The organism is Paenibacillus sp. 19GGS1-52 (assembly GCF_022369515.1).
In the GTDB taxonomy this organism is placed as follows: domain Bacteria; phylum Bacillota; class Bacilli; order Paenibacillales; family Paenibacillaceae; genus Paenibacillus_AQ.
Map to the genome: position 1 here is coordinate 6,012,693 of NZ_CP059724.1, position 19,959 is coordinate 6,032,651.

Annotated in this window: 13 protein-coding genes; 6 read left to right on the forward strand and 7 right to left on the reverse strand. The window is 48.8% G+C overall.

The genetic code is table 11. The annotated features are described in order from the left end of the window. Positions 1 to 51: 51 nt before the first annotated feature. From H1230_RS27830 to H1230_RS27850, 5 genes are all read right to left on the reverse strand, one after another. Positions 52 to 687 carry a beta-mannanase gene (locus H1230_RS27830; RefSeq protein WP_239713041.1) on the reverse strand — a complete coding sequence of 212 codons (636 nt, stop codon included), beginning with the start codon at positions 685 to 687 and terminating at the stop codon, positions 52 to 54. 24 nt (positions 688 to 711) lie between these two features. Next, on the reverse strand, positions 712 to 1,992 hold the full coding sequence (locus tag H1230_RS27835) for a vWA domain-containing protein (protein WP_239713042.1): 1,281 nt from the start codon (positions 1,990 to 1,992) through the stop codon (positions 712 to 714). Between the two features lie 603 nt (positions 1,993 to 2,595). Further along, positions 2,596 to 5,010: a tubulin-like doman-containing protein gene (locus H1230_RS27840; protein WP_239713043.1), complete on the reverse strand. Its 2,415-nt coding sequence runs from the start codon at positions 5,008 to 5,010 to the stop codon at positions 2,596 to 2,598. 4 nt (positions 5,011 to 5,014) lie between these two features. Next, complete coding sequence (locus H1230_RS27845; protein ID WP_239713044.1) at positions 5,015 to 8,404, reverse strand: tubulin-like doman-containing protein; 3,390 nt, start codon at positions 8,402 to 8,404, stop codon at positions 5,015 to 5,017. Positions 8,405 to 8,425: 21 nt separating this feature from the next. Further along, the gene (locus H1230_RS27850) at positions 8,426 to 10,246 is read right to left on the reverse strand and encodes a vWA domain-containing protein (protein ID WP_239713045.1); all 1,821 of its coding nucleotides are present in this window, start codon (positions 10,244 to 10,246) and stop codon (positions 8,426 to 8,428) included. A 206-nt stretch (positions 10,247 to 10,452) separates the two neighbouring features. Between H1230_RS27850 and H1230_RS27855 the strand changes: the two genes are divergently transcribed. The 3 genes from H1230_RS27855 to H1230_RS27865 all read left to right on the forward strand — a co-directional run bounded on the left by H1230_RS27855 (position 10,453) and on the right by H1230_RS27865 (position 13,727). Further along, a complete protein-coding gene (locus H1230_RS27855; RefSeq protein WP_239713046.1) occupies positions 10,453 to 10,605 on the forward strand; it encodes a hypothetical protein in 153 nt (50 codons plus the stop codon). After that, a complete protein-coding gene (locus tag H1230_RS27860; RefSeq protein ID WP_239713047.1) occupies positions 10,598 to 11,524 on the forward strand; it encodes a hypothetical protein in 927 nt (308 codons plus the stop codon). Before H1230_RS27855 ends, H1230_RS27860 begins: the two co-directional genes overlap by 8 nt. 427 nt (positions 11,525 to 11,951) lie before the next feature. Continuing rightward, entirely contained in the window at positions 11,952 to 13,727 is a 1,776-nt protein-coding gene (locus H1230_RS27865) for a hypothetical protein (RefSeq protein ID WP_239713048.1), read from the forward strand. Positions 13,728 to 13,974: 247 nt separating this feature from the next. On the opposite strand, the gene H1230_RS27870 is transcribed toward H1230_RS27865, so the two are convergent. Continuing rightward, complete coding sequence (locus tag H1230_RS27870) at positions 13,975 to 14,562, reverse strand: NAD(P)H-dependent oxidoreductase (RefSeq protein ID WP_239713049.1); 588 nt, start codon at positions 14,560 to 14,562, stop codon at positions 13,975 to 13,977. A gap of 133 nt (positions 14,563 to 14,695) precedes the next feature. Between H1230_RS27870 and H1230_RS27875 the strand changes: the two genes are divergently transcribed. Both H1230_RS27875 and nudC read left to right on the forward strand, forming a co-directional pair. Beyond that, on the forward strand, positions 14,696 to 15,124 hold the full coding sequence (locus H1230_RS27875; RefSeq protein WP_239713050.1) for a MarR family winged helix-turn-helix transcriptional regulator: 429 nt from the start codon (positions 14,696 to 14,698) through the stop codon (positions 15,122 to 15,124). Between the two features lie 36 nt (positions 15,125 to 15,160). Next, entirely contained in the window at positions 15,161 to 16,003 is an 843-nt protein-coding gene (nudC, locus tag H1230_RS27880; RefSeq protein WP_239713051.1) for an NAD(+) diphosphatase, read from the forward strand. A gap of 109 nt (positions 16,004 to 16,112) precedes the next feature. On the opposite strand, the gene H1230_RS27885 is transcribed toward nudC, so the two are convergent. Continuing rightward, positions 16,113 to 18,632 carry an S-layer homology domain-containing protein gene (locus H1230_RS27885; RefSeq protein ID WP_239713052.1) on the reverse strand — a complete coding sequence of 840 codons (2,520 nt, stop codon included), beginning with the start codon at positions 18,630 to 18,632 and terminating at the stop codon, positions 16,113 to 16,115. A gap of 528 nt (positions 18,633 to 19,160) precedes the next feature. On the opposite strand from H1230_RS27885, the gene H1230_RS27890 reads away from it, so the two are divergent. Further along, positions 19,161 to 19,916, forward strand: coding sequence for a hypothetical protein (locus H1230_RS27890; protein ID WP_239713053.1), 756 nt, complete (start codon positions 19,161 to 19,163; stop codon positions 19,914 to 19,916). The last annotated feature ends 43 nt before the right edge of the window (positions 19,917 to 19,959 follow it).

Below are 19,959 nucleotides of genomic sequence, written 5' to 3' on the forward strand. Positions count from 1 at the left end.
CCTTCTCGATTTACTGCGCCCTCAAACTCGCTTGATAAGCATACATCTAGCTCACTGCGGCACCAGTTCATAATAAAGTCCATACTTGCGGCCGTCAGTGAAAAAGATACGCACAAAGTCCTCTTTGCCGATCTCAATAGGCGGAAGCACATTACGCCCGGCAGCGAAATCCTGCACGAATGGAAAAAGCACACCATCCTCTTTGCCCGCCGGATGACCGCCGCGCTTCTTCACATAGCACAATACATCCCGCGGTACCGGCACCTCCGCCGTAATCGCCATATGTACTGTTTTTTGCTTCCCGAACCAGCCTTTGTTCTGAAGGATGGAATAATAGATCCGCGCCTTGCCTGCGCTGACAACTATACGGTTGGCCGCGTTACTTTGCCGTACCAGAACGGTCTCCCCGTCCTCCGTGAGGCGGATGTATACGGTATACGCGACCAGACCGATTTCCTCCAGCCGGTCACGATACCCATTATTAGCCTTATATTCCTCACGAGTATAGAGCTTCATCCCGGAAGGCGGGACTTCTCCGCTCTCCCGATCCTCTGCGGAAGTCTTATGGATGCAGACCGCCTGCACCCCTTCGGGCCAGCGCCAGCTCAGCGTACAGAAACGTTCTTCCACCCGGGAGGTGACATCCGTAATGACCGGTGTGGATGAATCCACTTCGGCGTACCTCATGATTGTAGGCTCCTTTCAACTGCATTAAAATCCTTTGCTGCCCCTGTTTCTGCGTGGCGTAGGGATGCTGTCCTTCGCTGAAACAGGAACTTCTGTATTCCGTCTGCTTCCACGATACATCCGTCCTTCTCCTACAGGGACAATTCCCGTAAATAAGGAAATAATGGCTGCCAGAACGAGCAGGGCTATTAAGCGTATAAGACCGTTAAGGAAGGAATGACTGCTAAGGCCGAACTCCAGAATCAGACCAGCGAACAGACCCGATACCGCACCGCCTATGCCGAAGCTTTTGGCTAAATGACGGTTATCGAACACAATGCCCAGTCCCAGTCCAAGCGCCGCACCAATCAGCAGCAGTGCTAGTATTCTGACCACTGCATAATAGGGGCTGTCTTTGGTGGCGTCACTGCGATCAGTGAGCAGGGTCCGGTCTCCCAGACGATCATAAATCTGCTGGAACACCGAGCCCAGTCGCCCCGCGTCCGTAACATCATAATATTGTCCGCCTGTTGCGTTGGCGATATCCTGCAACAGCGCAGAGCCTGCCGGGTCCTGCATACCTAGTCCAATCGTATTTACCGCAATGCCGCGATCCACATAAGACTGGAGCTCACGCGTTGTATCGAATTGGCTGGCTCCATCGGAGAGCATAATAACCATGGCGCCCCTGGCAGTTTGAGCGTCACCATTGATAACATTCAACGCTTCGTTAAGCGCACCGCTAATATTCGTACCGCCCTCAGTGGTCTGCAGATTGCCGATTGCAGCCGATACCTTATCGCGGTTGGCCGATTTGGACAGTGAGATCAGCGGCTGAACAACTTGGGTATCGTCACTGAAGGTCAGCACAGCCGCCTGATTATCTTCATCCATCTGCATCACCAGCGACTGCGCCGCCGAGTAACGGCTGTTATTCGGATCGCTCTGCATCATACTGCCGGAGTCATCAATGACCATCACTACATCTTTTACCGGCCTCACGCCGCCAAAGTTCAGCTCATAGACGAACTCCGTGACCGCGCCAACTCCAAACAGCAGCACCACTGTCAGCGGCAGCAGCTTCCACGATAACCCTAAGTAACGCTGCTTCCAGGAGTATCCGTTCAGCGTTGGCGAGATCATCTCTGCCAGCAGGCAGCCCACTCCAACACCCAGCGCTACTATGGCAAAATATATGCCAACAAGCACAATAGATGGCATTTCGCCAAGCCAGCGACCCAGCAGCAGTTCGCCAATGAGAAAGGCGACCCCCGCGCCTAGCAGACTGAAGAGGAGCAGGAGCGGATTGATTTTTCGCTGCATCATTATTCATCCTTTCTTCGGAGGAACATAAGAGAAATATTGCCCAATACAAGGTTTGGAAAATCGTAAATGATGTATGAAATACAGCATTAATATTCCTGACGACACAGCAGCGACGAAATGTTGTACGAAATCCATCTTTCACTCACTGTAGAGTCCCATTTCGCAAGGAATGTTGTATTTTATACATTATAGTATCTATAATAGGCTATTTATGGAAATATTGTTGGAAGAAATACATCATTTCGCTAAAAGTTTCTGTTCAACGTAAGCTATTTACCGGTAATAGTTACATCCCCATCGATCCAAACACTCTAATTTGTTTTCGAGAGCCAGATAATAGAGATGCTAGCCGTTGACGGACTGTACGGACCTTATTACGACTCAGGATGGCAAAAAGAAGCTTGAGCGGACTAAGGTTCCGTTATTCATGGATACAGAGCCCTATTTAGCTGAATGTCAGATCAATAACGGATTCTGTGTCCGCAAGCATATGAAAATGGTAGTGTTTTTAGGAAATAGCGTATCCTGTGTCCGCCTAAACGCTATGCTGGTTTATTTGAACCGAAAACTCCCCATCGCCTGATCTCCGACCGAAGGAAGCATTCACCGCAGCACCGGCAGTTGCTCCTCATCCAAGCCATGCAACCGGTAGCCGTTCTGAGCGTAAGTCTCATAGTAAACTTTTCCATTGCGATAATAGAGCAGGTCCTCCAGATGGAAACCACCCATCAGATTTAGCTTCTCGACCCCGCTTCTGCGCTGCTCATGTACGAACCCGAGTCGGTAGATGCGAGTCGTCTCGTCCACGCCGAAGGCGTACCGCAGGAACTCGGAGGCACTGTCGCCGAAGAAATACTTCTCCTCATGCCGATGCTCCTGCGTGTATTCGAACAATCTGACATTCACAACTGCGCCCTCTTCCAAACTGTGGTACAGCTGCTTGAAGAGCTCTTCCCTGGAGAGCACCTGACGGTTCTCGTAGGCCGCCGCAACATTGGCGCGCCGCAGCAGCTCTTCCTCGAAGGAAAGCGCAAACGGCTCTGCTGTCAGCAGCTCCCGTTGGCAAATATCAATCAGGCGTTCGGTTACAGCCGCCTTGCCTTTCTCAAGCAGCTTGGACATACTGCCCATATACCGCTCGCTAAAAAACACACCCGATCCACGCCGCACTTCGATGTCCTTCATGACCTCTTCAGTCACGGAGCGGTAATATTCCATAATATTCTGACCCGTAGTGGCATCCGTGCGTCCAATGCTGCCCACTGCAACACTTCGCAGCTCTTCTTCCAGCACCTCCATGGCCTGCACCCGGTTTATGCTCTCCGCGTGCAGTTGTTCCAGTGCAGATTCCAGCCGGTGACAGAGTGCAAGCTCGGTTTCAAGGCGCAGCAGCTCGTATCTCTGGCCATACACCATGGAGAATAAATAATGAATGAAATTCCGCACCGTACGTTTGTCGAACAGCGGTACCCGCTGAAAAGACTGGCGCTCTACGCTTTCCGCATAGAGCCCGTCAAGCTCCGTCTGCGCGGAAGCAATGGCCGTGCGCAAGCCTGCCATATGCTGACGCAGGTGATGCAGCACACTTCCGTTCCCGGCCTCATCACGGTCAGCAGTCCATTCAGTCAGCTGATAGAAAGTAACTGCCGGAACGGCTGCTTCCTGTGCCGCCAGAGCCGCACGCCACTCGCGGAGAGGCTCTATCGCTGCTGCTCTTCTATCCGCTTCAGCCGCAAAGTTGTTGCGGAAGTAAACCTCGCCTCCCTCACCGAACAGCTGCTGCTCCGCTTCGCGCAGCGATAGCTGTCTCAGCTCCGCATAGGATGGACGGCCGTGGCTCATCAGCCCGGTCATTTCCGTCAGCCCGGCTTCCTCCGGCAGCAGTGCACTCGCACGCTCCCGCAGACTTTCAGCATCTAAGCCCAGCAGGGCTTGGCGGTCACGCAGGGTCCAAGGACTGCCCTCCCGCAAGCTTCCGTCCAGCCGCCGGAAGGCATGATACAACACCGCCAGCGCAATCTGCAGATTAGGTCTGCGCACCCCGGCGAAGCCTGCAGAGGCATACCCTTGTCTACCCGTACTGCCTCTGATCCCGCTTTTGAAGGTCATATTGTTATAGCCGCCGTGTCCGGTGGCATGGTCGGCAGCGGGTCGGACCCGATTCTTCAACAGACTGATGTGAGCGATGATCTCATAGTTGTCGTTCATCCCGTTGACCGACATCATCCCGCGCTCATTCTTGTCGGAGAGCAGGTAGACCAGATCGAACAGGGCGGAGGGACCGTGGACAACCGGAATCGAAAGCCCATCTTCGGTCACTAAGAGCGGTGCGCTGAGGGTGTAATCTCCCGCTTGCATTCCGTCCAGCTCCCGCAGAAAAGCCAGCCCTACCGAGCTGGAATAGCCAAAATTCTCACCTTGCTCCCGCTCGTTGATCAGGGCAAACAGGTCGGTCTGCACCGATTTAAAGGATTGGCCGAGAATAGCACGAGCCAGCAGCGTAATTTGTGGCAATAACACATTAAGTGGATCATCAACCCGCGTAATGATTGACAGATGAATCACGTCAAAGGATGAATACAAGCGGCCGAAGTCCGCGATGCTATTGCTTAACCGCCGCAGCGTCCGGTTCATCTCGGCCAGATAACGACTGTCTTCATGAAATTCACGGTAGACATCCTGGCGGACCGTACGGGGATCTCGCCCCGCCGATCCAGGCAGCGGCATCGCCATGACCCGGTCTCTTCCTCCCGCCCCATAATCGGCTCGGTCTCCAACAGCAGCATCTTTCCCGCCGCATTCTCCTGACACCGCATGCACTGCCATCACACCACCGGCGTTATCCCATTTCCGTTCACAGCCATCCAGCACTGGGCCGATGGCGGGTGTTACCTTATCGCCTACGAACAGAAACAGGGCCGGATAATGGATACTGCTGCGTCCATCCCCTTGTGCGCGCAGCGCCTCTTCCTGTGCTGCATATTGTTCACCATAAGCCAAAACCACTGATTTGCTCATATGATTATTTCAGCTTTCTGCGGATACTGCCGAGCTTGCCAGTCATGCTCTTGTAGAATCCGTACATTTCGTCCCCGTTGGCATGTTCTACCCGCTCATATTCCAGACTGTCCCGCGCCTCCAGAAATGACACATACAGCCCTTCCAGCTTATACAGCAGTGGAGTTACATCTTCTGCGGCAGTCATTTCACTGGCACGACGCGCCGCCTTGCGCAGCAGCACACTGCGGCTCTTCTCATCCAGCTCGCGGAAATGACGGTATACAGCATGCTCCACGTAGCTGCGTTCTTTCATTAAGTTGGCGAATGGCTCCCAAGCATCTTCCTCTTCATCGCGGTCATAGACGTACAAAGCGCCTTTTTTGATAATGCTGTCGGTATACAAAGCCTCGATGAATTGGTCCATCCATTTGTCCTCATCCAGATATTGATGCAGCAGCACCTCGAGCTCAGCAGCTTTAGCGGCAATTGTGGCATACTTCGCCAGCTCCTCACGGACACGGGTAATCAGCTGCGGCGAACGAATCAGATTTTCTTGGGCCATATCTCTATTGATGCTGCCAAAAATATCCTTAACGCTCTCGCGCTCCAGCCCCTTCTCGCTCAGCTCTTTAAGCGCATCTGCCGCCTTTTTCACTTCACCAAGGTTCGGACGTGCCAACTGCAGTTGTAGATCATAACCGCTCAGCAGCTTCTCCAGATCAAAATCCTTTGTGAACACGACCGAATAGCGGCTGCTGGTGTTCTCGTCGATGCCTTTTTCGATAATGACGCCCAGTTCCATGCCTTGTGCAAAATCAGCCCGGACACGAGCGTTGTAATCACGGACACGAGGATTGATATAGGTATCGCCCCATGATTTCTCTGGAATCGGGGAAGGCAGATAGGTCCAGTTGTTCTTGTCGGTCATGACTAGATGGCGGCCAATCCCTTCCTTGTCAAGGATGGTTCGCTCGTAGTTCTCTTCGAACACCCGCAGCGGCGTATAGACGAAGAGTGGCACCCCATTGCGCGTATTCAGCCAGAAAATCCGGTTCTTCACCTGGCTTTCCTTGATCGTAAATTGCGATTTGCCCAGCGCATTATTCTGATAATTGCGAATCCCCTTCAGGATGCCCGGCGTATTCAGCGGCACTGACACGAAACCCCATGACGGGAAATGCAGACTGCCTGAACTGTTGCTGAGATGAAAAATCGGCACAGCGTCCTCGTCCAATCTACCGGCGATAATCCGCTCCACGAACTTGTCGAGCGGCTCCTCGTTGCCGTATTTCATCACCAGGAAATCTTCCATCGAGCGGGTGATCAGATCGCCAAATTTATCGCTCAAGAACTCGGAAATGGAGCGTACAATGTCGATCTCCTGCTCTTTGACCCAACGTCCGGAATGATTCAGCATATCGCGGGTGAAATCACGAATCAGATCATCCCCGTCCTTCTGATCCATGACCTTCGAGATCGTCGCCGAAATATCCGGCACATTGACAATATTCCAGTAGTAAGTCTTGTTTCCTTTGTGATCGGCCTGCTCCCCACCATTGATAAGCAGATCCCCATTCTTGGCAAAAATCGAGCTGAGTGCACTCAGAATTTCCGTGAAAACGCCGTATATCCGGCTGTTCTCTTCATTCAGCCCCTCATACAGATCCTCATAGAATTGAATCATCTGCTCGGTACGTTCCACATCGGAATGCAGCCAATATTCATTGATCTTTGCTTCTATATAAGCATTCTTCTTCTTCTCTTTGGATACAAAAGCGCTGCGGGCATCGCCCAGCTTCTCGTCCGCACTGTCCTGCGCGGTCTCAATATCACGCGGCAGGCGCAGCAGGCTCTCGCGCAAAGCTTCGATATAAGACTGAATCAGCTTCAGAATACAAAAGCCCTTCTCGGTATAGAGCAGCCGTGAGACATAGAACGGGCCCTGCTCAGGATGCAGGAAGATTCGTTCCAGTTCTTCACCAAAACGACCGACGATTTCACCGGGAAGCTGTTTTTTAGCCTTAATAAATTCTTCACGGGCACGGGACAGGAAATTCTGCTCCAGCTCGGTATCCATGCTGACGACCTGGTTCTTGATGACATTGGCATGGCTCAGACGCTCGCTGTTCTGGTAACCAGGCAGCGGCTCCGGCACACGGGATTCAAAGGTCTTAATCATACTGTCAAGATCGATGCCGAGCTTGCGTGCGAACTTCTCAACATCCTCTTGGCCCGGAGCCTGCTCGAACATTTTATCCATTTTGTCGAACAGCCGAAACGCCAGATAAGTCGTCATTTCCTCAATAGGCAGCACGGCAGAGGAAGCACCGATAATGTTATATTCGTAATTGGCCGGATAAGTCTTGTTCATCTGCGCAATGTTCGTGCGAATATTGCTGATATAGTCGTGGATAGCGAATTCCTCACCCGACTGCTTTTCCTCACTGGCCATAAAGTTTGTAATATTCTCTGCCGTTACATTCATGCAGTAATCATAGGCATTCTCCAGCAGCTTGCCTTCGGTATTGGTTGCAGAGATCAGATGACACAGATTAAATGGCGGCAGCGGTGAATTCACTGTCAGTATATTCCCGTACTGCTGGCGGAACCGCTCACCGCGGCTGTCTACATTCATCCAGTAATCCAGCTCTTTGAGCGCGGCGTAACCGTTCTTGCGAATATATTCACGTGTATGCTCGCTGAGGCTTTTGTTCGCCAGATTCACGTCTGGTGTGAACAGATAACCAAGTGTGTTCACCCGGTCAATACCGGCTGAGCCAAAGTCACGTTCAATAATGCCGCGCACGATATAAGCGATATCTAGAAAAGCCCCACTGCCCGTTCCGCCTGACAGGCCTGTCAGAAGGAAGACCATCAGCTTCTTGCTGGTGCCTACGGACAACGTCTTGATCTTCTTGTCGATGGCTCCAACCACTTGATTAATCTTCGTGAACAGCAGCAGACGTCCAGCCTGACGCACACCGGCAGCACCATTCATGCCATCCGTAATACTAAGCTCAGGTGACAGCCAGTCTGTAATGTAGGGTTCAAGAATACTGCGATTCTGCAGCAGCCCGCCGATTTCTGCATTCGCTAGCAGCACGAATTCATTCTGCGGGTCGAGGCCGATACCTTTATATTTCTTGCCACGGTCCTGTTCATTGGTCTCAAAAGCCAAAAACTCCACATTATCGGGCTTATCCCGTTTTTTCTTGGACAATGGATCTTCAGGCAGCTTAAAGCGGCGGTTAATCTGGTATTTCAAGCGCAGCAGGGCATCAATACCCGTGCCCCCGAGTCCGATGATCAGGATCGGATTATCAATCGTATCCACCCTGATTTTGTCACTGACAATACCCCCACCAAGCGATACATCCAACTGTTGAATATGCTCTCTGACTACCGGTTTCATCCAATCTCCTCCTAAAACTTACTATATTAAATATTCCAACATAATCGTCTTATCAACTGTCGGCAACACTACTGAAATGCGGTCGCCACTCTTAAGCTCCAGGCCGCGCGTCGTATCGGCAGCACGGCCGGATTTCTCTACAGATATGCCCCCGCTACTACGCAGCAGCAGTGTGTCGTTCTTGCCTGGCGTGAAGACCAATTGTTCACTTTCCTTCAGTTCAGGAGCGAGCTGAAGCAACTGGTGGAGATTGAACTTCCCTCTGAACGCCGCCAGCTTCTTATATTGAGGGTACGTTTTCTCGCCCGTATTTCCGTCCCGTACTTCAACTACAATCTGGCCGACGAAGCCGCGTATGGCTTGTTTGCGGAACAACCAGAATGCTATCCCTGCCGCCAACAGCAACACAATGCCGCCGATAATGTAATACAAGGTGTATGAAGCAGCCTCCTTGGCCGGTTCTTCAGTGCTGCCGGTTGACGTTCCCGCTCCGGCTGTTCCCGCTGCCCCACTCTTGGCGCTGATCTTCACTACATCACTCTCACGGTAGAAACTGCTTTCCTCTGCCCGGACCTTCAGCTCATAATTATGGCTGTCTTTGACCTCAAAGGTCCCCTTGAACACAGCGCCGGTGTTATCCAGTGGAATCTCCTCGGAAACTCCCGTATCCGTATCCGTAGCAAGCAGCACCGCCTCCATATCTTGATACAAATTGCTGAGGGTAACCTGAGCACCATTGTTGAACAAGTGGGAGCTGATATCAATTTTATCGCCTTTTTTGTAAGTGGCTGATGGTAAGGCGTCAATTTTGAGCTCTAGATCATAGTTAAATACGAGATTAATATCAATCTTATCCTTAGGCACGCCCTTGATGGACAGCTTCCAATCGCCTTGCTGCGGTGACAACAGCTTGAGCAGGCTATATGTCTTGGACTTGGACAGCAGGACATCGGATGAAGGAATCGCTACCGATTTCCCGGACGGGTCCGTGAGCTTCGCGGTCACAGGCTGTGCCGACATAATGGATATATTGGCTTCCAGAACACTGCCGTTAGGCACGTTCACCGTCACATCCTGATAGCTGCCATTTGCCGTAATAGACTGCACAGGGACTACCTTCAGCTTCAGATGACTGGCAAAAATCTCACTGAGGATCTGCGGCAGATCATCTGGTGAATCCGTTGAGAACGCTTTGCCGCCCGTCTGGTCAGACAGATCGGCCAGGCTCTGCTTGTTCAGCTTGCCGTCGGCATTCAGACCAATGGTATAAATGGGGTACCCATTCTTCTTGGCAGTTTCCACCGCAGTCTTCAGTTCCGCATCAGATTGACTTTGTGTCCGACCTGTCGCATCGTTGAGATCGTTATTGCCGTCCGCAAGCATGACGATGATCGGCTCATGGGCCGGATCGCTTCCGTTCTGAAGCACCTTGACGGCTTCCTCCACACCAACAGCAATATCCGTATAGGCCCCGCGGTCCAACCCGTCAATGAAATCCTTCAGATCCTGCTTATCCCCGGCAGAGCTGATCTGCAGCAGAGCCTTCTCGCGCTGCACCTTATCGGTGTAAGCTACAATGCCTACCTTATCCCCTTTCGCGGATAACATATCTATAAACATTTTCATCGCTTCATTGGCGATCTTGTTCTTGTCGCTCGTGTTCATGGAATTACTGACATCGATCAGCAGCACAGCATCAATATGAGATTGCGCCGTTGTTGCCGCATAGGCCCGCACAGCTCCAAAGGGAGCAGCAGCGAGACACAGAGCCAGCAGTAGTGCCGGAAAAATACGTAATAGGCTAGTCTTGCTTGTTCTGTTGCAAAGATGTTTCTGAAGCATAAATATGGCTCCTCTTATGTTATATTAGGCGCATATGGCTGGATCACCAGGAAAGCTAAATTCTGTAAATAGTATGCCATTATGATATAATTAAACCTTGTAAACTTCAACTTTAAGACTGTCGTATCGGTTACGAAGCTGTAATAGAATCGTCATTCTATGGACCTTCATCACCGACTCGCCGTTCAAGAGAAAGGAATAGCTCCATGATCTCATACGTTATTCTCGGGATTACGTTCCTCTATGCCGTAATTCAGATTTCTATCTATGCCTCACGCCAGCGCAAGCCGCTCACTCGTGATGATATTGATGAGAGGCTCCTGGCCGCTCTAAACGGAGGTGACCCCGGCCGTGAATAAGAAGAAGCCCGTTACGTTTAGCCCTTTCAAGACTCCTCGCTACGCCTATGACTTGCTGCGTATCTGCAAACACTGCGGACGTTATACCGCACTTTCGGAAGAACGGTGCAGCAAATGCGGCAAGTCCTCTTTGGTCCCGGTGGAACAGTATGCTATGTCCAGCAGAGGCCGATCTATGCATACACGGCTCCTACTCCCTCTTCTGCTCACCCTGGCTGCGGTCTATTTCGGCAATAGCATCCGGCAGATGGTGCTGTGCGGTGCCGGAGGTCTTGTACTGATGGGACTGCTGTACTATACGCAGCGAAAGGTCCGGCAGAACGAGAATCTCCATGCTCTTAATCAGCTACTCAGCCGGAACCTTGGCATTATTAAGGAAGGGCTGGAGTTCAATCGTCAGGAGGCCGTTTCCGTGCTCCGCGAGAATGATGTTCTGGCTTATGAGAAGCTGCGCATAATCTCCATTCTGCTGCGCGGCGACCGAATTTCCCGGCAGCGCGTCGCCCTGCTGCATGGCTTCCTGCTGCGCAAGGACATGGACCTGGAGCTCGAGCAGCTCCTGCTGAAGGACTTCGAGCCGCTCCTTGCTGAATATATCGGCGAGATTGCCAAAGTCCGTCCTGACCTGATCAAGGACCGCACGCTGCGCTATGTGAAGACCTACGAGATACAGATTCTCCAGATGGACAAGGGCACGGCTATTCTCGCCGGTGTCGCCGGAGCAGCAGTACGAATGAAGCGATATGTCCTGCTTCATTCCGAGTTTATTGGCAGATACGCCCATGAGCTTCCCAAGGACCGCTTTCTACGTCTGTCCAAGCTGATAGCCGCCAATCCCCATGAGCCTTGGAACGGTCTTGACCTTACTGTAGCAGAGCTTCGCGAAACCCAGTACCGCTGGGACCCAGAATTTCAATAGAATGAATTAGGCAGCTAATAGAGCACACTGACGCAATGTAACGCACCATGACGCACGTTAAATCGCGATATCAGCGTCTTGAAGCCATTATGACAGAGTAAGCTGAAAATTAAGTTAAAACGATAGTTCAAGCTAACCAGCCATTCCAAGATTCGCCGAGTTGAGCTTTTGTAATCAATTATCCGGACACAGAATCCGCTATTTCCTTGAAATACGCTAGTTTCGTAAACTGGCGGACACAGAATCCGCTATTGTGCGAAAATCGAGGCAATTGGGACTCTAATTGCACAATTAACGGAACCGGTGTCCGCTCAAGCTTCCCATCGGTCATTCTGAACCAAATAAGGGATTCTCTGTCCGTCAAATCCACTTTTGGAACGGCACCCAACTGATATTCTCTTATATTTCGAAAAAGAGGCTACCCTATATGACGATCAAACAAATAATAACCCTGCGCAATATTATGATTATTCTGTGTATCTTTATGTTTGTACTGCTCGGAGAGAAGATATTTCTGATCGCTGACAAAATAAAAGCGGTGCAGGCAGGCGATCGCCTGTATGCTGCGGGTGACCTGATTGCCGCGGAGGATCAGTTTCGGCAGGCTGCAGCCAATCTGTCCATTCACTATAAAGAAGAGTCAATCGCCAGCCGACTTACGGAGTTGGCTCCCATAACAACGATCCGCAGCAGCTTGAGCACACTGGTGTTGTCAGCTCGCGCACAGGCAGCGACTAAGGATTTTGCCGGATTCATGAAGAGCTATGACTCCCTGCTCACCCTGAAGACTACATATATGAAGCCCGGAGGTCCCTATGAAGCCTATTATCGCCAGTTATCAGCAGCTTCAGGCATTTCGGATCAGTTCACAGCCTATTTCAAGCAATTCAAGCAGCAATTTCTCACTGAGCTTGCACAGAGTCAGTCCAGTGGTGACACGAATGAGGATAGTTTCAAATGGAATCTGCTGCTCATTCCCGATGCTTATTACGGAGCTGCCGACTCCAAAGCCGAACTGTTGGCCTCCAAATTTATGGCGCATGATACAGCTAAGCTAAAGACCTTAGCGGCGGCAGGCAGCTTCACCCCCATGCTGGATAGTGCCTTGACCCTGATAAACAATTACAACAGTCATAATTACAAGGCTCCATGGGTGAAGGAACAGACAGAAAGCAGCGGGGAAATTTTCTTGAACAAGGATGTGGATAGCGATTCTATCACAGCCTTTGCCGGACATGCTGTAGCCTATCGCAAGTTCGCCAGCTCAGCTGACTTCGCCTCATCTAAAGTGTTAACTTTAATAGATAAAAATACAGCCAAGTTGGTTAAAAGTGCCGGAAAGTTGGCTAAGGTAGGTCAATATGCAGCGTCCATCCAATTATATGGGGAGCTTGCTCCGCTGCAAGATACTGCGCAAGAAGTTGCAGCTACAAGGTTAGCCTGGAATATCGCTGAGCCCGTTCGCCTGCTTCCAGGTGGTGAGGAGCAAGGCAAATATACCAATATCATCTCCACCCGTGGACGATACGGAGCGAAGGTGGTTGTAGCCGGAACTGATAGCAGCGGACGCCTTTTTTATGCGGCGATGAATAAAGATAATAGCGTGGTTACCTTAACCGGAGATATTCTTCCTGAATTCGAGAACCTGCACAGTCTCATTTTTGATGATAGATTTATGTCCTCCTCCGAAGTGCCCGTTATTCTGGCTGTGGCCGAGCGGGCCGATGGACGGAATATTTTCACCGCTTACGAGTTGCAGTCGCAAGGTATTTCTGTGCTGTTCTCTCTTACAGGCGCAAGCTATGAGTTGCAGCCGGATGATTCCATTATTGTAACTAATGCGGACCTCGGAGACGGTGTTGATGACCAGACGGCCTTATACCGTAAATTGGACGGGGCTTACCAGTTTGTTGAAATCGTGCAGGAGTACCCAGTAATTACTACGTCCGATCTGGAGTATCATCCTTTTGAGAATGTATCTTTAAACTGCGAGATTGGTGTAGACCTTAACGGCAAATGGGTTGCCTACTCCGATGGAAGTTACCTTTCGCTTAAAGGTGATGTAGGCTCTGTAACCGGCTCCGCAGTGATCAGCGGGCAGTTCCAGAATGGCTACGAATTCATTATGACGGATATCGGGGAGCAATACGTGCCGGTGTTTGTGATGGATAAGGTGGGGAGTTTGAGTTTAATGGTACGTTAAAAAATATATAAGTTGAACTTGAGATTCTCCTGAATCGGCTTTAATCGTAACTGCGGTGAATGTTTGGACTTCCGGCCGCTGTTGTCGTAAGACTTTCTTGATTTATTCCGCTCTTAGCGGATGAAATCCGGAGACAGCTTATGCTTACGATGCGAGCTTTCCTACGGAAAGCTTTCGGGCGGTCGCTATCGCTCCTACAGTTCCAAAATTCCCCTCCGTTACTTTTGCCTTTTCTTTAGTTTTTAAGTCAACCTTCCATCACTTTAAAATAACGATAGATCTTGTTCAGCTTCTGCTTCTGCTTGCCCTTGGGACTTTCCATGCTGCCAAACTCGAAGAACTTCACTTTTCGGATGCCTACAAAATTGAACAACGCCTTTCGCATCAATGCTTTATGAGCGTTATTGAGCATCAGCAGCGGGTAATGGGCCGGTCCCTTCATACTGGAAATACACACTACTGACTTTCCTTTGAGCAGTCCCTCCGGCATAAGCTTGCCCACTTCCTTATACGCAAATCCCGCTGCAAACATCTGGTCTATATATCCCATCAGCATAGCCGGTGGACGCCCCCACCAAATTGGATACACCAGCACAATTTTGTCCGCCCACATAAGCTGTTCTCTGTAAGCGGCAAAATCCGGATCCGTATACATATCTCTGCGGCGTTTATTCTCATTAAAGACTAGAACCGGGTTAAACCCTTCCTCATACAAATCCAATACTTTTACCTTTTCAATAGAAGAGTTCTCTTCACTACCCCGGATGACTTCCTCTAAAAAAGCATAACTTAAGCTGCGATGATTCGGATGAGTATAAATAATGAGCATATTCATAGTAAAGCTCCTTTACTTATCATTTGATAAGTAAAAGGTAACACATTTTGAATTTAGTTGTCAAATGATAATTATATTATGATAATTGTTTAATGATAACAATTCTGCTATCGTGTCAGATAGAGGTGATCTTGTGGATCAGAACATGTTGTTCCAAAAATTCGTGGCCTTTACAGCTGCCGTTCATCAAATAACATACGACATGACCAAAGGTGTGAAATCGGAAATGATTACACCTGTTCAGTATAAGATTGTGGAGTATCTTGCCGTCAGTCAGCCGGTTACGCTTAGTGAGATCAGTGAATGTTTGCATATGTCGATGCCGAACACGAGCCGGGAACTGAAGAAATTAACGGAAAAGCAATTATGCGAAAAGGTGGCCGACGACGAAGACCGGCGCAAGCAATATATTCGTCTCTCTCCAAAAGGAAAAGCGATGATGCACGAGGCGTTCGGACAGATTGAATCTCGATTTGTGGAACGCATCCAGCAGTTGTCCGCCGAAGAGCTTAAAGATATCGAAGCTGCGCTTGATCTGCTGCATAACAAAGTATTTTATTAATCGATTATTTAGGCAAAAGAAAAGGTGGTTATACTCATGTCCAACCGTAAAGAGAGCATTTATAAACGCTACATTCCGGCGATAATCGCCAACCCGGACTTTGTAGACCCCACTTACTGGTTCATCTTCAGCTCCGGCAAGCTGCTGGTACAGGACGTATCCGGCAGGCTCGTTATTCCGTTAGTTCAGGGTATTGAATCCCTGCCGCTTGCTCCCATCCGAACATTATATCTCGGAACTCTGGAAGGTATTCCTTGTTATGCTGTGGAGGTGTCCGCAGAATCCCCCGAGCCTGAGGGTCTGACCTTCCGCCCGCTTCGTTCATTGTATGAGCTTATGGATGAGGACCTGTTTCACTTGGCAGGCAAGGCAGTGCAGACGATTGCGTGGGACGAGACACATCAATATTGCGGCCGCTGCGGTACGCTCACGGACCTGTCGCAAAGTGAGCGCTCCCGAGTGTGCCCGCAATGTGGTCTGATCAGCTATCCCCGGCTGGCTCCCGCGGTAATTACCGCCATCATGAAGGACAAGCAAATCTTGCTGGCCCATTCCGAGCATTTTCAGAATAATATGTACGGACTGATTGCTGGTTTCGTCGAGCCTGGAGAAACGCTGGAAGACTGTGTAGAGCGGGAAATCATGGAAGAGGTTGGCCTCAAGGTTAAGAACATCACGTATTTTGACAGCCAGCAATGGCCCTTCCCTCATTCATTGATGATCGGCTTCCTGGCAGAGTACGAGAGTGGTGAAATCACGGTAGACGGCGAAGAGATTGTCCATGCGGACTGGTTCGATCTGGACAACCTACCCGTTATCCCTCCGAACGTCAGCATCGCGCGCAAGATGATTGATTGGCTTGTGGAAAGAGATACATGAGGAAGCCGTTCCTACCCAGAACTAAATCAGCAGAAAAAATGGCAAGTCTCCGTTTGATTGGAGGCTTGCCATTTGGCTTTTACTTCATATTGTTACTTCATATTAGCTTTTACTTCATAGATTCTAGAAGTACATTAAGCTCTGGGTTTGTTTGAAGCACGCGCAACACAATGGTTAATGCCTCCGCACGAGAAGCTTGCTTATCCGGGAGAAATGCTCCCTTTCCCTCACCGCGAATAATGCCGGCTGCGGCTGCTTTCTCAATCTGAGCCTTATTCCATGTATTATCAATATCTGAGAAATTAGATAATGATGTAGTGGTAACCACATTGTTCAGGTCAATAATTTTGGATATTATGGAGATGATCTCAGAGCGGCTGATTGCAAAGTTTGGCTTGAATGTACCGTTCGAGTAGCCTGACACAATCCCCTTCTCTTGTAAGGTAGTGATGGAAGATTCCGCCCAATGACCGGAAACATCACTTAATGTACTTCCAGTAACAGTAGTGGAAAGATCAAATAGCTTAACAATAATCGTAGAGAACTCAGCCCGTGTAATACTTGCATTAGGGTGGAAGCTGCCATCTGAATAACCATTAACAACTCCTAATTTAATGAAAAGATCAATACTAGCAGCCGCCCAATGAGAGGTTGTATCCGTGAATACGGACGGAGTCGGATTAGCGCCAGCTTCCGCTATCTTTTGCTTAATGCTGGATATAACTTGCTCAATGTTAACCACTTGATCGTTAAATTTCACTACAGGCTGTGCCGATGGTGTCGGCGTTGGTGTTGATGATGGTATCGGCGTTGGTGTTGGTGTCGGCGTTGATATCGGTGTTGGTGTTGGTGTCGGCGTTGATATCGGTGTCGGCGTTGGTGTCGGTGTCGACCCGCCTGTATTCACCGCTGTAATCTCAACGGCTGTCGATCCAAACACAGCAGAACCATCCGTTGCCGTAGCTTTGACCGTAACCGTACCTACTGTTATACCCGTTAATAAACCATTCACATCGATAGAGGCTGTGCCTGTTCCACTATAAACAGACCATTCTACCGTTGGGTTGGTTGCTTTTGCAGGTGTAACGGTAGTAGCCAATTGAATCGATTGTCCCACTTGAACGGATGGATCTCCGGTTACCGTTATCGAATGGACCAGAATGGTAACTGGAGGTGGCGTTAGTGCTGTTACCGTTATTTGAATGCTGCCAACAATTCCACTTCCATCCGTAGCGGCAGCTTGTACCGTCACTGTCCCTGGGTCCCCTGCGGTAAGTTCGCCGCTTGTCCCATCGATGGTCGCAGAACCTGTTCCGTTCACTACAGACCAAGTGACAGCTTGGTTGGTTGCATTGGCTGGCGCACTAATTGCAGCTAGTTGAATATTCTGACCTGTTTGAACTGATGAATCACCAGTAATCGTTATCGAAGAAACTGGAATAGGAGCAGCTGTTACCGTTAATTGAATACTGCCAACAATGCCACTTCCATCTGTAGCGGCAGCTTGCACCGTCACTGTCCCTGGGTCCCCTGCAGTAAGTTCGCCGCTTGTCCCATCGATGGTCGCAGAACCTGTTCCGTTCACTACAGACCAAGTGACAGCTTGGTTAGTCGCATTGGCAGGTGCTACTGTCGCACTCATGTTAAGCAGAGAACCTGCTACCACTGTCGAGATTCCACCTGCAGCAGATACTGCGATTGTGTCCACTGGAATATCATCGATTGTTATCGTTCTTGATCCAACTATTCCAGAGCCGTCAGCAGCTGTAGCTCGTACGGTTACAGTTCCGGCTGATACAGCGTTCAGCAAGCCATCCGCATCAATTGTAGCTGATCCTGTGCCGTCTACAACGGACCAAGTAACTGCCTGGTTAGCAGCATCTTTAGGTAATATGGCTGCATTCATAGCCAAAGATTCACCTGTATGCAAGGAATAGACATCTCCGACAGTTCTTACATCAATGCCAGTTACCTTATGAAAAAAATTATCAGCAATTAATTTCGAACCCGAATACAACGATATCGCTGTCGGAACATCTATAGTGTCCGAATGGATCCGAAAGGTAACCAAGCCGTTGACCGTTTGATTGGAGTCCCCTTCTTTTACTGTATTCCATCCATTATCATATTCATAAAATTCTAAATTAGGATCACTGGCATGTACGAACACCTCTGTACTGCCATCCACAAGCTTACCATCCGTACCATAAACAGCAAAGGTTACATCAACATACTCTTTGTAATCGGAATCCCTTGCTATGGGTTTAGCCAACACCACATGGTCAACAGCGTGTGTGGGTTTAGTTTCCTGAATTTTACTTATTTGCACTGAAATCGCATCCAAGTAATACGCAATATTAGGAACCCAGCTTACGTTATTATCGGTCACATACCCGCCTACAATCATTTTAGTGATATCAGTACTGACAGTTGCTACTATGCCTGCTCCAGGATCAGGTGCCTGCACTACCGTACCATCTGAATATCTTAGGAATACTTGTTCCGAACTATCTGGATTCCCATTCAAATAATTAATAATTACTGTGCTTTTATTTACGGCACAACCACTTAACACAACTAAAACCAAAGCCGAAATTAACAACATTCTCCATATTGAAGATTTTTTCATGTATATTCCTCATCTCCTTAATTTACATTACTTATATTTAAGAGAATTATAACTGAGCTCAATGACGGGAAAATGACAAACTTCTATGTACAGCAGGAAATCATAGAAGAGGTTGGCCTCTAGGTTAAGAACATCACGTGTTTTGACAGCCAACAAATCTGCTCGTTATCCCTCCGAACGTCAGCATCGCGCGCAAGATGATTGATAGGCTGTGGAGAGAGAGGCGGCCGATGGGATTATTGCAGAAAGACAGCCTTATTGATCTCTACTAACTTCTGATAGTCCAAGCCCTATAGAACATATGATTTTAATCAGTACTCGGACAGAAAGAAAAACAGCAATCACTGGGAATGTGATTGCTGCTTTAAGATAAGATTACTCTTTATAAAAATAACTAGTGTTAGACACTCAAACTTCATAGTAATCCTGCTGAAATAAAAGTGAGTATCCGTTCTATTTTACCGATTAAATGGAGTAATATGGTATTAATTCCCGAGGTATATTCACATGACGGTAGAAGGAGGTCCAATGAAAAAACTAAATAGAATCGTCATTATATGGTTAGCGATTATCCTATCCTCTGGCTGTTCTAAACCGACTAATAACAAACACAATGGGTTTTTTGCTTGGATGGATGCTTATATAGCTATCGAACAAAATACGGAGAATGCAATTGCGGTTACATTGTTTTTTGAGAATGAACCCTTTGAACCGGATGATGTGGCTAGTATCACATTTGTAGACATTAGTAAGGATATTCCCATCAGTAATTTTGGTATTGAAGATACTAAGCAGAGCGTTAAGCACTATTCTTCTTATGCCATCACACTTAACTATACTGCTAATACCACGGGCATTTATGAAACCTCAGGAATCGTCATTACTCTAAAATCCAACGAAGCCATCAAGTATCCTATAGGAAAATGGATATTCGATGTAAACGAAGAAAGCGCAGATATTGTGGATGTCTGGAGTTCGCCCGTTGCTACTGCCAATGGCAAAGAGTTTCCGTATGAGTATTCCGTAATACAATCAACAGGGAAAATAACCAAAATTCATTATGGAGATCAACTATTCATTAATGATGATTCGGGACTTGATAATATGGGGATCATCCCTATTAACAACAATTATTCATCTCCAATAGTCTATATTAAGTCAAAAATTATAGTGTCCATAAATGGGGAGGATAAAATCGACTTTGGTGAAGGCAGCTACTGCGGAGCAATCGGTTCTTCCGAGGATATAATAACTGCATCTAAAGAGCGGAATGGTATCAGATAGTTTGAATGACATCCTGTAACGAGGAATATCTTTATAGTCCACT